Annotated in this window: 12 protein-coding genes; 6 read left to right on the top strand and 6 right to left on the bottom strand. The window is 69.6% G+C overall.

The window, feature by feature from the left end; translation table 11 throughout:
- Positions 1–23: 23 nt before the first annotated feature.
- The 4 genes from LC039_RS09270 to LC039_RS09255 all read right to left on the bottom strand — a co-directional run bounded on the left by LC039_RS09270 (position 24) and on the right by LC039_RS09255 (position 3999).
- The gene (locus LC039_RS09270) at positions 24–905 is read right to left on the bottom strand and encodes an alpha/beta hydrolase (RefSeq protein WP_226623491.1); all 882 of its coding nucleotides are present in this window, start codon (positions 903–905) and stop codon (positions 24–26) included.
- 98 nt (positions 906–1003) lie between these two features.
- Positions 1004–1513 carry a dual specificity protein phosphatase family protein gene (locus LC039_RS09265; RefSeq protein WP_226623484.1) on the bottom strand — a complete coding sequence of 170 codons (510 nt, stop codon included), beginning with the start codon at positions 1511–1513 and terminating at the stop codon, positions 1004–1006.
- 4 nt (positions 1514–1517) lie between these two features.
- Positions 1518–2357 carry a neutral zinc metallopeptidase gene (locus LC039_RS09260; protein ID WP_226623483.1) on the bottom strand — a complete coding sequence of 280 codons (840 nt, stop codon included), beginning with the start codon at positions 2355–2357 and terminating at the stop codon, positions 1518–1520.
- Positions 2358–2469: 112 nt separating this feature from the next.
- The gene (locus tag LC039_RS09255; RefSeq protein WP_226623481.1) at positions 2470–3999 is read right to left on the bottom strand and encodes an ankyrin repeat domain-containing protein; all 1530 of its coding nucleotides are present in this window, start codon (positions 3997–3999) and stop codon (positions 2470–2472) included.
- Between the two features lie 267 nt (positions 4000–4266).
- Between LC039_RS09255 and LC039_RS09250 the strand changes: the two genes are divergently transcribed.
- The 5 genes from LC039_RS09250 (at position 4267) to LC039_RS09230 (ending at position 8689) form a co-directional block, all read left to right on the top strand.
- Entirely contained in the window at positions 4267–6054 is a 1788-nt protein-coding gene (locus tag LC039_RS09250) for a DNA polymerase III subunit gamma/tau (protein WP_226623480.1), read from the top strand.
- Positions 6055–6125: 71 nt separating this feature from the next.
- On the top strand, positions 6126–6497 hold the full coding sequence (locus LC039_RS09245; protein ID WP_226623479.1) for a hypothetical protein: 372 nt from the start codon (positions 6126–6128) through the stop codon (positions 6495–6497).
- 147 nt (positions 6498–6644) lie between these two features.
- Positions 6645–6989 (top strand): YbaB/EbfC family nucleoid-associated protein, encoded by a 345-nt coding sequence (locus LC039_RS09240; RefSeq protein WP_226623478.1) that lies wholly within the window; start codon positions 6645–6647, stop codon positions 6987–6989.
- 89 nt (positions 6990–7078) lie between these two features.
- Positions 7079–7672 (top strand): recombination mediator RecR, encoded by a 594-nt coding sequence (gene recR / locus LC039_RS09235; RefSeq protein WP_226623477.1) that lies wholly within the window; start codon positions 7079–7081, stop codon positions 7670–7672.
- Between the two features lie 72 nt (positions 7673–7744).
- Positions 7745–8689, top strand: coding sequence for a hypothetical protein (locus LC039_RS09230; protein WP_226623476.1), 945 nt, complete (start codon positions 7745–7747; stop codon positions 8687–8689).
- A 31-nt stretch (positions 8690–8720) separates the two neighbouring features.
- On the opposite strand, the gene LC039_RS09225 is transcribed toward LC039_RS09230, so the two are convergent.
- Positions 8721–9671: a class I SAM-dependent DNA methyltransferase gene (locus tag LC039_RS09225; RefSeq protein ID WP_226623475.1), complete on the bottom strand. Its 951-nt coding sequence runs from the start codon at positions 9669–9671 to the stop codon at positions 8721–8723.
- Between the two features lie 263 nt (positions 9672–9934).
- Entirely contained in the window at positions 9935–10711 is a 777-nt protein-coding gene (locus tag LC039_RS09220) for a DUF1013 domain-containing protein (protein ID WP_226623474.1), read from the bottom strand.
- Positions 10712–10853: 142 nt separating this feature from the next.
- On the opposite strand from LC039_RS09220, the gene LC039_RS09215 reads away from it, so the two are divergent.
- On the top strand, positions 10854–11486 hold the full coding sequence (locus LC039_RS09215) for a ribonuclease T2 (protein WP_226623472.1): 633 nt from the start codon (positions 10854–10856) through the stop codon (positions 11484–11486).
- Positions 11487–11776: the final 290 nt, after the last annotated feature.

The raw sequence follows: 11776 nt of genomic DNA, 5'->3' as shown, positions 1-11776 counted from the left end.
GGCTGCCCCGGCGCCTTCCCTGCCTAGTCCGCCGCCAGCGCGAAGCTGCGCGGGAAGGAGGCGGCGAAGGTCGCGCCGTGCCCCAGCCCTTTCAGCACCTCGAGCTGCAGCTTCAGGTCGGGGCGGCCAGCCAGCCGGGCGCCCATCCGCAAGGTCTCCGGGTTCGGGCGCGGGTTCGGCGGCGCTGGCGTCCCCGAGCGGTGCTCGCTGTCCCCGAGCATGATCAACACCTCGGCCTGCCCCTCGTCTGGCACCGGTGCCGTCTCTTCCATCGCGAAGAGGCTGCCGCCACCGAAGCCGGTGGTCGGGCTGATCGCCATGTAGGCGCGGAAGGCGGCGGGCTCCGAGAGCAGCGTCGCCAGCGCGAAGACCCCGCCATAGGAATGCCCCCAGAGGCTGCGCCGCGCCGGGTCGAGCGGCGCGCGCTCGGCCAGCGCCCGCGCCAGCGGGCCGAGCAGTCGGCCGCGAAAGGCCGCCTGCCCGCCGAACTCCCAGTCCCGTCCCCGGCCGTGCATCGGCGCCTCCAGCGGCACCGGCGTGTAGTCGCGGGCGCGCGAGGCGCCGTCGAAAGCCGCCTCGATCGGGTAGCCGATGCCGACGACCGCGAGCCCCGGATGTGCGTGCAGCTGCGCCGCCTCGAGGCGGCTGAAGGCGGCGTTGCCGTCGAGCATCCACAGCGACGGCCAGCCCTCTGCCGGGGCCTCGCCGCGCGGGCACGCGAGGAACAGCCGGTAGCGCAGGCCCTCGGCCATCACGTCGAACTGCGTCAGCACGTGGCTGGCGGGCGGCGCATCGAACAATGGAAAGGTGGCGGGGCGTTGTTGCCTCTGCGCCAGCGCCGGAACGGCGGCACAGGATGCGGCGGCGGTCAGCGTGGTCAGGAAGCGTCTGCGGGCGAGGATCATTCACCATCTCCTTGAAAACTCAGGGGCTGGCGAAAGGCTGGCTCTGCGATGCGGTCTAGCTGAGCCGCGCGGGGGTGGCAATCGGGCGAAGCGCGCGGTCAATCCAGATGCCGCAGGAAGCGCGCCGCGCTGCGCGGCGCCTGCATGGCCCAGATCATCTGCGCCTCGGTCTCGACGGCGCAGGGGCGCACGTGGCGCAGCCGGGCCAGTGCCTCGTCGGGCGCCTCCCCTGCCTCGATCATCAGCCGCAGCGCCACCATGCCCGAACGCCCGCAGCCGCCGCGGCAATGCACCAGCACTCGGCCGCCGCCCATCAGCGCCTGCCGGGCCTGCGCGCTGACCTCGGGCCAGTGGCGGCGCATCTCCTCGGGCGGCGTGCCGAAATCGGGGATCGGCAGGTGCACCCAGCGCGAGCCGTGGTCCTGCACCTGCGCGCCCAGACGTCCCGCCCCCGCCGCATCCATCTCGGCCCGGGTGACCAGAGTGATCACCATCGCCGGGCGCCATTCGGTCACATGCGCCATGTCCCCGGCAAGATCCCCGCCCGCACCCGGCAGGGGCGAGATCGCGAGGATGCCGTCGAGGACCGAGAGCGCGTGGATCATCATCGGTTCAGATGTCTCCCGAGAAGGTGTCGCAGGCCGCGATATTGCCCGCCTCGTAGCCGCGCGCGAACCAGCCCGAGCGCTGCGCGCTGGTGCCGTGGGTGAAGGTGTGCGGCTGCGGCACCCGGCCCGCGCGCTTCTGCAGAAGGTCGTCGCCGATCATCCGCGCGGCATTGAGCGCCTCCTCGACATCCCCGGGCTCGAGAATGCCGTCCACATGCGTCGCCCAGACCCCCGACAGGCAGTCGGCCTGCAGCTCGAGCCGCACGGTCAGCGCATTGGCCTGCGTCTCGGTCGCCTGTTGGCGGATCTCCTCGACCTGCGGCAGGATCCCGAGCAGGTTCTGCACGTGGTGCGCCACCTCATGGGCGATCACGTAGGCGGCGGCGAAATCACCCTCGGCCCCGAGTTGCTGCTCGAGCGTGGCAAAGAACTCGGTGTCGAGATAGGCCTGCTGGTCAAGCGGGCAGTAGAACGGCCCCGTCGCGCCGCTGGCGCCGCCGCAGGGCGAGGCGGTCTGGCCGGAGAAGAGCACCAGCACCGGCGGCCTGTACTCGCGTCCCGCCTGCTCCGGCAGGATCTGGCTCCAGACTTCCTCGGTGGTGCCGAGAACCTGCGCCGCGAACTCGCCCGCCAGCTGTTCCTGCGGCGTCAGCTCGCGCGGCTCGCTCGAGGTCTGCACCGCGCCGTTGTTGAGCAGCGGGGTGACGTCGACCCCGGCGAAATAGCCGATGGCAAGCACCAGCAGCAGCGCGATCCCGCCAAGCCCGCCTCCCATGGCAACCCGGCCCCCGGACCGGCGGCGGTCCTCGACATTGCTGCTGCGGCGCACTCCTCTGAGACGCATGACCAAATTCCTTATATGAAAATACTTGCGGCAGCCCGAGTGTAGGGGCTGCCGTGGTTTTATGGAACAGAATTTCCCGGTTAGGGCGATCCCTCCGACCCCGGAGCCTGGATCAGACGACCTGCCCCGGATGCGCCTGGGCCCAGCCGTGCAGGAAGGCGGCAAGATCGGGCCTGCCGACCATCGCCACGGCCTTGCGCGGCAGCGCGACGCCGTGCTCGAGCAACAGCGTCAGGCAGGCGAGATGGTCGCGTGCCTCGGCCTTCGGCGCATTCTCGGCCCCGTGCAGCAGGGTGCCGAGCAGCGTGCCGCCATGGGCATTCACGTGGCTCATATCCGGCCGCAGCTCGAGGAAGTACGCCAGCACCTCGGGGTAGCCCTCCCAGGCGGCGGCCTGCACCGGGGTCACACCATCACCTGCGTCCGGCGTGTCGTAGGGCAGCCCCAGTGCCACCAGCGCCCTGATCTGCCCCAGCCGGTCCAGACGGCCCGCGAGCCCGCGCATCAGCCCGTCGTAGGCAGGCGGCAGCGCGTCGGGATCGATGTAGGCGCCCTTGCTGGCCCGTCCCTCGGCGGCCTCGGCCATCAGCGCCTCTTCGCGCGAAAGCGCGGCGGTGACGCCGCGGGCCTCCAGCGCCTCGACCAGCGGGCGGCTGCCGAGCACCCTGGCGTAGGCATAGGCCGAAACCCAGCGCCACTCGCGCGCCGGATCGGCCCCGGCATCGAGCAGCAGGTCCACCATCCGCCGGTCGCAACCGCGCCGCGCCGCCTGGTGCAGCGCGGGGATGGTCTGCGTGTCCTCGTCGAGCGTCGCGCCATGGGCGAGCAAGAGCTCCACCGCGCCATGGTCGTTGAAGTCGAGCGCGCGCAGCAGCGCGTTGGTGCCGCGCGGGTCGGCCCCGTGCTCGAGGAGCAGCTTCAGACCATCCTGCGCGCCCATCTCCACCGAATGGTAGAGCGACTCGCCGTCATCGGGAGAGGCCCCCTGCTCCAGCAGCCAGCGTGCCAGATCGAGGTTCTGGGAGACGCAGAGCGCGCCGTAGAGCGCCGAGAGTTTCTCGCCCCCCGCCCCGTCCTGCGCGTCGTTCACATCCGCCCCCTGCGCGACCAGCAGCGCGGCGATCTCCAGCGTTGCAGGGCGCAACTCGGGGTGCAGCTGGTGCCAGCGCGAGAAGGCGAGGTGCAGGATCGGGCTGCGCGGGCCGCGCCGCTCGGTGGCGAGGCGAGGCTCTTGCGCCAGCGCCGCGCGCACCGCGGGCAGGTCGGCCAGCGCGCATTGCAGGCCAAAGAGGCCCTCTACCAGATCGGGCGTCTCGGCCAGCAGCGCCTGCGCCACCGGCATCTGCCCGTGGAACAGCGCGATCTTCAGCCGCTGGAGTTTCGCCGCACGGTCGAGGCCCTGCGTCTCCGCCGCGAGCTTGAGCTTGGGCCAGCTTTCGAAGCCGCGTTCGCGCGCCACGACCTGCAGGAAGTCGGCGCGCTTGAGTGCGCGGTCGTCGCCGCGCGGCGGCAGCTCGCGCAGGCGTTCGCGCGCGGCGCGGTCGCCCGCGTCGTAGGACTTGTGAAGTCGGCGCGCCTCGCGGCGCAGATCGTCGATGGATGGGGTCGGCCCTGAAAAGAGCATGCCGGTATCCTCCGTCATCGCCCGAGTGTCCGCTGGTCCGGGCAGGAGTGAAACCGAAAGATATGGGATCGGCTCGAACGGCAGGTGCGCGCGCTTTCCGCGGACGGGGCGGCCCCCTGCGATCGGGCCTGAGGGCGTCATAGCAGAGCCCCAGGCCGTGGGGAAGTCCTCGCGCGACACCTGCGCCACGATCCGCCCCGCGCCGGCACGCTCCCCGACGCCTGGCTTTACCTCGCCCCTCCCCCACCTTACCTTGGCCGCAACCGAAGGAGCGCCACGGATTCCATGACTGACGACAGCCCCAAGTACCAGGTACTCGCGCGCAAGTACCGCCCCGAGACCTTTGCCGATCTCGTCGGGCAGGATGCCATGGTGCGCACCCTGAAGAACGCCTTCAAGGCCGACCGCATCGCGCAGGCCTTCATCATGACCGGCATCCGCGGCACCGGGAAGACCACCACCGCGCGGATCATCGCCAAGGGCATGAACTGCATCGGCCCCGATGGCACCGGCGGGCCGACCACCGAGCCCTGCGGCCAGTGCGAGCACTGCAAAGCGATCATGGAAGGCCGCCACGTCGACGTGCTGGAGATGGACGCCGCCTCGAACACCGGCGTCGGCGACATCCGCGAGATCATCGACAGCGTGCACTACCGGGCCGCCTCGGCGCGCTACAAGATCTACATCATCGATGAGGTGCACATGCTCTCGAACAGCGCGTTCAACGCGCTGCTCAAGACGCTGGAAGAGCCGCCCGCGCACGTGAAGTTCATCTTCGCCACCACCGAGATCCGCAAGGTGCCGGTGACGGTGCTGTCGCGCTGCCAACGCTTCGACCTGCGCCGCATCGAACCCGAGGTGATGATCGACCTGCTGCGCAAGATCGCCAGTCGCGAAAGCGCCGAGATCACCGACGATGCGCTGGCGCTGATCACCCGCGCCGCCGAGGGCTCGGCCCGGGATGCCACGTCGCTGCTCGACCAGGCGATCAGCCACGGCGCCGGGGAGACGACGGCGGATCAGGTCCGCGCCATGCTCGGCCTCGCCGACCGTGGCCGGGTGATGGACCTCTTCGAGAAGATCATGCACGGCGATGCGCCGGGCGCGCTGACCGAGCTATCGGAGCAATACGCCGAGGGCGCCGACCCGCTGGCGGTGCTGCGCGACCTGGCGGAACTGACCCATTGGATCTCGGTGGTGAAGATCACCCCCGAGGCCGCCGAGGATCCCACCGTCGGCCCCGACGAGCGCGCCCGCGGCTCGGCGCTGGCGGCCAACCTCGGCATGCGCGCGCTGACCCGCATGTGGCAAATGCTGCTCAAGGCGCTGGACGAGGTGGCACAGGCGCCCAACGCCATGATGGCCGCCGAGATGGCGGTGATCCGGCTGACCCATGTGGCCGAGCTGCCCTCTCCCGAGGAGCTGCTGCGCAAGCTGCAAGACACGCCGCCCCCGCCCGCCCCCGGTCCGAATGGCCCCGGCGGCGGAGGCTATGCCCATGCGCCCGCGGGCGGCCCCGCCGGCGGCGGAAGCACGCAGGCCTACGGCAGCCCCGTGCAGCCGACGCACCCCGGCCCCTCCGGCCCCAGCGCGATGTATGGCAACGCCGTGCCCGCGGTGGCGCAGAACAATGCGCTCGCCCGCTATCCCACCTTCGAACACGTGCTCGAGCTGATCCGCGCCAACCGCGACGTGAAGCTGCTGGTCGAAGTGGAAAGCGGCGTGCGCCTCGCCGCCTACCAGCCCGGCCGCATCGAGTTCACCCCGGCCCGCAATGCTTCGGGCGATCTCGCGCAGCGGCTCGGCACCGCGCTGCAACGCTTCACCGGCGCGCGCTGGGGGGTGTCGCTGGTCAACGGCTGCGAGACGCCGACCATCGTGGAAAAGCGCGACGCCGCCGAACTGGAGCTGCGCGCCGAGGCCGAGCAGCACCCGCTGGTGCAGGCCACGCTCGCGGCCTTCCCCAAGGCGAAGATCGTCGAGATCCGCACCCCCGAGGCCGAACAGCAGCAGGCCGCGGTGGAGGCACTTCCCGAGGTCGAAGACGAGTGGGACCCTTTCGAAGAGGAGTGATCCTCTCTCGCGGCGGGAACATCCGGCGGACCTTCGGGGTTTGGCTTTGGTCATATCCCGGAGGACCCACGATGAGCTTCGACCCCGCAAAAGCCGCCCATAAGGCCACCCTTCCCGCACTGCGCGACCGCATCGGCGACGCGCTGCCCGCCAGCCGCCGCGAGCGCCTCGCGCCGATGCTCTTCGCCGGCGGGTTGCTGGCGGTCGGCGCGGTGCTGCTGAAAACCAAGCCGCGCATCGGCCACGTGCCCGAGCCGCGCCAGTTCGGCAATCTGCCGCGCCGCTCAAAGGCGCGCCGCGCGGCGCTGGCCACGCGGGACCAGGTGTCGACGTTCGCCCCGACCAATGTCACCGACTCCCTCGGTCGTTCGCTGATGATCGGCGGCGCGGCGCTGCTGCTCACCCGGCTGCTCGACGAGGCGGCGGGCCGCGACGGCAAGTAAGGCGCCCCGGCGCGGCCTTCTTCCGCGCCGTTCCGCCGTCGTTTCGGCATTTCCGCCGACGCGTCCCTTGTCGCCCCGACGTGCGATCCGTATCTAGGAGACAACTCGAAGACAGGTCCGTGACGGGCCCCAGACAGGAGACACCAGATGTTCAAGGGATTGGGCGGTCTTGGCGACATGGCCAAGATGATGAAGGCGGCGCAGGATATGCAGGGTAAGATGGCGGAGCTGCAGGAAGGCCTGCACACCACCATGGTCACCGGCGAGTCCGGCGCGGGCCTGGTGAAGGCCACCGCCACCGCCAAGGGCGAGCTCAAGGGCCTCGACATCGATCCCTCGATCTTCAACGGCGACGACAAGGAAGTGGTCGAAGACCTGATCCTCGCCGCGATCAAGGACGCGCAGGCCAAGGCGCAGGACCGCGCCGAGCAGGAGATGCGCAAGCTCACCGAAGAGCTGGGCCTCCCCGCCGACATGAAGATGCCGTTCTAAGGCATCCGCCTCAGGCATGGCGCGTGGCGGGACGGAGCGGGCCTTCGCAAGAAGGTCTGCGCAGTCCCGCACCGAGGAGTGGACCCCGAATGCCCGACCGCAGCGAGATCGACGCGCTGATCGAGATGATGGCCCGCCTGCCGGGTCTCGGCCCGCGCTCGGCGCGGCGCACCGTGCTGCATCTCATCCGCAAGCGCGAGCTGCAGCTCACCCCGCTGGCCGAGCTGATGACACGCGTCGCCGCCACGGCGCGCGAGTGCCTGAACTGCGGTAACGTGGGCACCTCCGAGATCTGCCCGATCTGCGCCGACGAGCGGCGCGGCAACGGGCAGATCTGCGTGGTCGAGGACGTCGGCGATCTCTGGGCGATGGAGCGCGGTGGCACCTTCAAGGGCCGCTACCACGTGCTCGGCGGCACGCTCTCGGCGCTCGACCGCATCGGCCCCGAGGAGCTGCGCATCCCGCAGCTGGTGGCGCGGGTGGAAAGCGAGGGCATCACCGAGGTGATCCTCGCGCTCAATGCCACCGTCGACGGCCAGACCACGGCGCATTACATCGCCGACCAGCTCGAAACCCGCGTCGCGATGAGCTCGCTGGCGCAGGGCGTGCCGATCGGCGGCGAGCTTGACTACCTCGACGACGGCACGATCACTGCGGCGCTCAACGCCCGGCGCAAACTCTGATATACGTAGGGTCACGCGGCTGTGACCCCGGGCCTCTGGGCGGCGCCGCGCCTTGGAGCTAAAGCCCGCCGCATGACCCGCACCGCCTCCCTCCTCCGCCTCGCCCTCATCGCCACGCTTGCTCCCGTCACCGCTCAGGCGCAGGACACTTCGGTGCCCGTGCTCGACCCCGCGCCGCAATCGCAAATCGACCTGCTGTCGCGCGAGATCGGCTTCGGCATCGGCCGGACGGCGGTGACCAGCCGGCAGGACGGGTTCTTCACCGGCGGCTACGCGGCGGGCGGCACCGCCGACCCGGACCACGTGCAGGGGGCGGATTACGACAGCCGCGGTCTGGTGCTGGGCTGGGGCTTCGGCAACGGGCTCTCGGCCTTCACCGGCTACGGTCAGGGTGCCTCCTATCTCGATGACGACACCCACGAGGCACGCATCCGCTCCTATTTCCTCGGCACGGGCTATGCCGGCGAGTCGCACGGCGTCAGCTACGGCGGCGCGCTCTACATGGGGCGAACGCACAACAAACTCTCCAGCCCCGCCTCGGCCAGCGGCAGCACCGATCACAACGGCCGCATCCTCGGCCTCAGCCTGCGCGGCGAGACGCTGCTGCGCGAGGGCGCAGCGCCCGGCACCGGCATCGACCTGGTGATGACCGGCGACGTGCTACGCCATGCCACGGGCGACTACGACCTTGTCCGCAAGGGCGGCGAGATCGAGAGCCGGGTGACCTACTCCAGCGCCTTCCGCGCCGAGCTGGGCGCGCCGATGCGCGCGGTGGGTGGCATCCTGCGCCCCTACGCGGCCTACACGCTCTACAGCGGCGACCAGGACGAGTTCAGCTATGTCACCGCAGCAGGCAGCCGCAAGTTCGACGCGACCGACCTGCTGAGCGAGGACCAGCTCGCGCTCGGCCTCGACTACGGGGCGGCGAGCGGTCATGGGCTCGGCGGGCGGCTCGAGGCGGCCTCGAACTTCGGTGGCGAGACCGCGCTTCGGCTCAATCTCAGCTTTAACTTCTGAAGCCGAGCAAATTGGGAGGCACCCGGGCGCCCTAGACGAGCGCCTCCGCCTCCCCGTCGCCTTCCCGGTCGAGCACGCGGGCCGGAGCGCGGGCGGTGACCAGAAGCGCCGCCACGTCCTGCCCACGGTCCTGCCGCAGCACGCAGCCCTCGAGCGCCACGTCTCCTAAGCCCGCCTCGGCCATAAGCCCGGTCACATAGTCCCGCGAATGCGCGAAGCGCCGGCTTTCCCGGAGCTGCACCGGGGCCTCGCCCAGCTCCACCGTAAAGGCCAGGTGTCCCCCCGGTGCCAGCGCCCCGGCGCACCAGCCGATCACCCGCTCCAGCGCACCGAGGTAGATGAAGACATCCGCCGCGACGATCAGGTCGTAGCGCGGCAGGATCGCCGCCATCTCTGCGATGTCGCGTTTCTCCAGCGCATCGTAGACGCCCTTGGCCTCCGCCTCCGCCAGCATCCCCGAGGAGATGTCGTAGCCGTCGAGCCGAGCGCAGGCAGGACGCAATAGCTCCCCCATCAGCCCGGTGCCGCAGCCGAGGTCCAGAGCGTGCCGGGCGCGGGCGAAGCCCTGCGCGCGCAGCACATCCAGCAGCAGTTCCGGGCCGCGGTAGTTCAGCTTGCCGACCAGCGAACGCTCGAAGCGCGGCGCATATTGATCGAAGAGCAGCTCGACGAAGGCGGGCGGCATGCTCTCGGCCACCGGCACGCCGCGCAGCAGGTCGCGGCGCAGCCCGGCGCCAAGTGGATCGCGCGGATCGGCGTCCACCGCCTTGTCCCAGGCCCCGGCGGCCTCCTCCAGCTCGCCCACGGCTTCGAAATATTCGCCCAGCCGGAACCAGCCAGCCGCCCACCCCGGCACCAGGTCCAGCGCCCCGCGCAGCGCCTCGATGGCACCGCCGAAGTCGCCGAGGTGCGCCAGCGTCTCGGCAAAGCCGGCGCGGCGCTCGGCAAGCGGATCACCACAGGGAAAAGACGTTCCCAGCATCGTTCATCTGTCCAAAGGGCCCGCTCATTTGCCGGAAATGGCCACGCGGCGGGCGACACGCTGCACCGCCTGAGGGTGCATCATCGCGGGCGATAGCCGCTCGCAGAGAGCCCGTCAATCTGGCGCACAAACGGTTGACGTAAAGACAAAAGTTCCGTGTCCGCGATGCCATGGAGACGAAAGCTACCGGCGCCCGGCCAGCGCAAAGAAAAAGCCCGCCGCAAGGCTGCGGCGGGCTTTCCCGAAACCGGTGGAAACGCGCGTCAGCCGCGCGGATCGTCGCTGTCGTCCTCGTCGTCATCCTCGTCGCTGGACGGCAGGTTGAAGAAGCTGTCGGCGTCCGAGAAATCGCTCGGGCCCTTGTCTTCTTCCTCGTCGTCCTCGCCGCGCGGGTCGGAAAGCGAGAAGGTCTCGAGACCTTCGATCGCCGAGGGCAGACGCGGCTCGTGGCTGTCCATGCCGAGGCTCTGCTCGGTCGACACCAGCTTGCGGCGCTCGTCGTCGGTCATCACCTCGTCGCGGTTCTTCGCGGCCTTGGCCACGGCGGCGTCGAGCTCGGACTGGCGGCACAGACCCAGCGCGACCGGGTCGATCGGCTGCATGTTCTGGATGTTCCAGTGGGTGCGCTCGCGGATCGACTGGATCGTCGGCTTGGTGGTGCCCACCAGCTTGGAGATCTGGCCGTCGGTCAGCTCGGGGTGGAACTTCACCAGCCAGAGGATCGCGTTCGGACGGTCCTGGCGCTTCGACAGCGGGGTGTAGCGCGGGCCACGGCGCTTGTCTTCGTCGACGGCGGCGGGGTTGTACTTCAGCTTCAGCTTGGCGAGCGGATTCTTCTCGGCCTTGTCGATCTCGATCTGCTCGATCTGGTTGTTGGCGACAGGGTCGAAGCCCTTCACGCCGCCGGCCACGTCACCGTCGGCGATGCCTTGGATTTCCAATTCGTGCATGCCGGTGAAGTCGGCAATCTGCTTGAAGGTCAGGGTGGTGTTGTCGACGAGCCAGACAGCGGTCGCCTTGGGATGCAGCAGTTTTGCCATGGGTCATCTCCTTACGTAAATCTTCTCCCCTCCCCCAAGGCGCTGGCCTCGGGAGGTCCCGGATTACTTCTCCAGGACGGGTTACCGTTGTCGGGGAACTTCGGGCCTATATAGTCGCGCGGAACCCAAGAGGGAAGAGAAAATGCATTGGCTGCCGATCCTGCTCCTCACCGTCATCTTCGCCGCGCCGCTGCGGGCGGATGGCGAGCGCGCGGGGGTCTTCGACTACTACGTGATGTCCCTGAGCTGGTCGCCGACCTGGTGCGCGCTCGAGGGCGAGGCGCGGAACTCGCCGCAATGCGACCGCGAGCTGGGCTGGGTGCTGCACGGGCTCTGGCCGCAGTATCACCGCGGCTACCCCGAGTACTGCGAGACCTCCACCCGCCCGCCGAGCCGCCAGGAGACCGCCGCCATGGCCGACATCATGGGCACCCCCGGTCTGGCCTGGTACCAGTGGAAGAAGCACGGCGCCTGCGCCGGCCTGCCGGCACAGGACTACTTCGCCCTCGCCCGGCGCGCCTTCGAGAGCGTGACCCGCCCCGAGGTGCTGCGCCGGCTCGACGCGCCGGTCACCCTGCCCGTCAAGGTGATCGAGGACGCCTTCCTGCAGGCCAACCCCGGCCTCGAGCCGGATATGCTGACGATCACCTGCCGTTCCGGCCGCGTCCAGGAAGCGCGGCTGTGCCTGTCCAAGGAGCTGGAGCCGGTGCCCTGCGGCCAGGACGTGGTTAAGGATTGCACCCTGCCAAACGCGCTTCTCGACCCGATCGACTGACGCATGGAGACGGATCGCTGCCGCTCAGGTCGGCCACGGAGCGGTTGGAAGCCGCAGTATCGGAGCAAGTTCGGCGGGGATCAAAAAGCGCCAGAGGGTGTACCCGAACCAAGATCAAATGCTTGCCAGCATACAGAAAACGGAAACGATCATAGGAGCGGTTCACCCCCTGGCACGGCCGCCAGTAGACGAGGTTGCGACCGTGGGCCCAGTCAAATCGCCAAGACATTAACAAATGGTTAACGAAATGGTTAATCGCCTTTAACTTGGCATAATTTCCCAAACCGGAG

The organism is Alloyangia pacifica, assembly GCF_020524285.1.
GTDB lineage: Bacteria > Pseudomonadota > Alphaproteobacteria > Rhodobacterales > Rhodobacteraceae > Salipiger > Salipiger pacificus_B.
This window is presented reverse-complemented; position numbering and strand designations above follow the sequence as displayed.

What these genes read in the sequence shown, in the direction of transcription:
- LC039_RS09215 (WP_226623472.1), top strand. Translation starts at nt 10,854, where the DNA reads ATGCATTGGCTGCCGATCCTGCTCCTCACCGTCATCTTCGCCGCGCCG.
- LC039_RS09240 (WP_226623478.1), top strand. Translation starts at nt 6,645, where the DNA reads ATGTTCAAGGGATTGGGCGGTCTTGGCGACATGGCCAAGATGATGAAG.
- LC039_RS09255 (WP_226623481.1), bottom strand. Translation starts at nt 3,999, where the DNA reads ATGACGGAGGATACCGGCATGCTCTTTTCAGGGCCGACCCCATCCATC.
- LC039_RS09260 (WP_226623483.1), bottom strand. Translation starts at nt 2,357, where the DNA reads ATGCGTCTCAGAGGAGTGCGCCGCAGCAGCAATGTCGAGGACCGCCGC.
- recR (WP_226623477.1), top strand. Translation starts at nt 7,079, where the DNA reads ATGCCCGACCGCAGCGAGATCGACGCGCTGATCGAGATGATGGCCCGC.
- LC039_RS09225 (WP_226623475.1), bottom strand. Translation starts at nt 9,671, where the DNA reads ATGCTGGGAACGTCTTTTCCCTGTGGTGATCCGCTTGCCGAGCGCCGC.
- LC039_RS09245 (WP_226623479.1), top strand. Translation starts at nt 6,126, where the DNA reads ATGAGCTTCGACCCCGCAAAAGCCGCCCATAAGGCCACCCTTCCCGCA.
- LC039_RS09250 (WP_226623480.1), top strand. Translation starts at nt 4,267, where the DNA reads ATGACTGACGACAGCCCCAAGTACCAGGTACTCGCGCGCAAGTACCGC.
- LC039_RS09230 (WP_226623476.1), top strand. Translation starts at nt 7,745, where the DNA reads ATGACCCGCACCGCCTCCCTCCTCCGCCTCGCCCTCATCGCCACGCTT.
- LC039_RS09265 (WP_226623484.1), bottom strand. Translation starts at nt 1,513, where the DNA reads ATGATGATCCACGCGCTCTCGGTCCTCGACGGCATCCTCGCGATCTCG.
- LC039_RS09220 (WP_226623474.1), bottom strand. Translation starts at nt 10,711, where the DNA reads ATGGCAAAACTGCTGCATCCCAAGGCGACCGCTGTCTGGCTCGTCGAC.
- LC039_RS09270 (WP_226623491.1), bottom strand. Translation starts at nt 905, where the DNA reads ATGATCCTCGCCCGCAGACGCTTCCTGACCACGCTGACCGCCGCCGCA.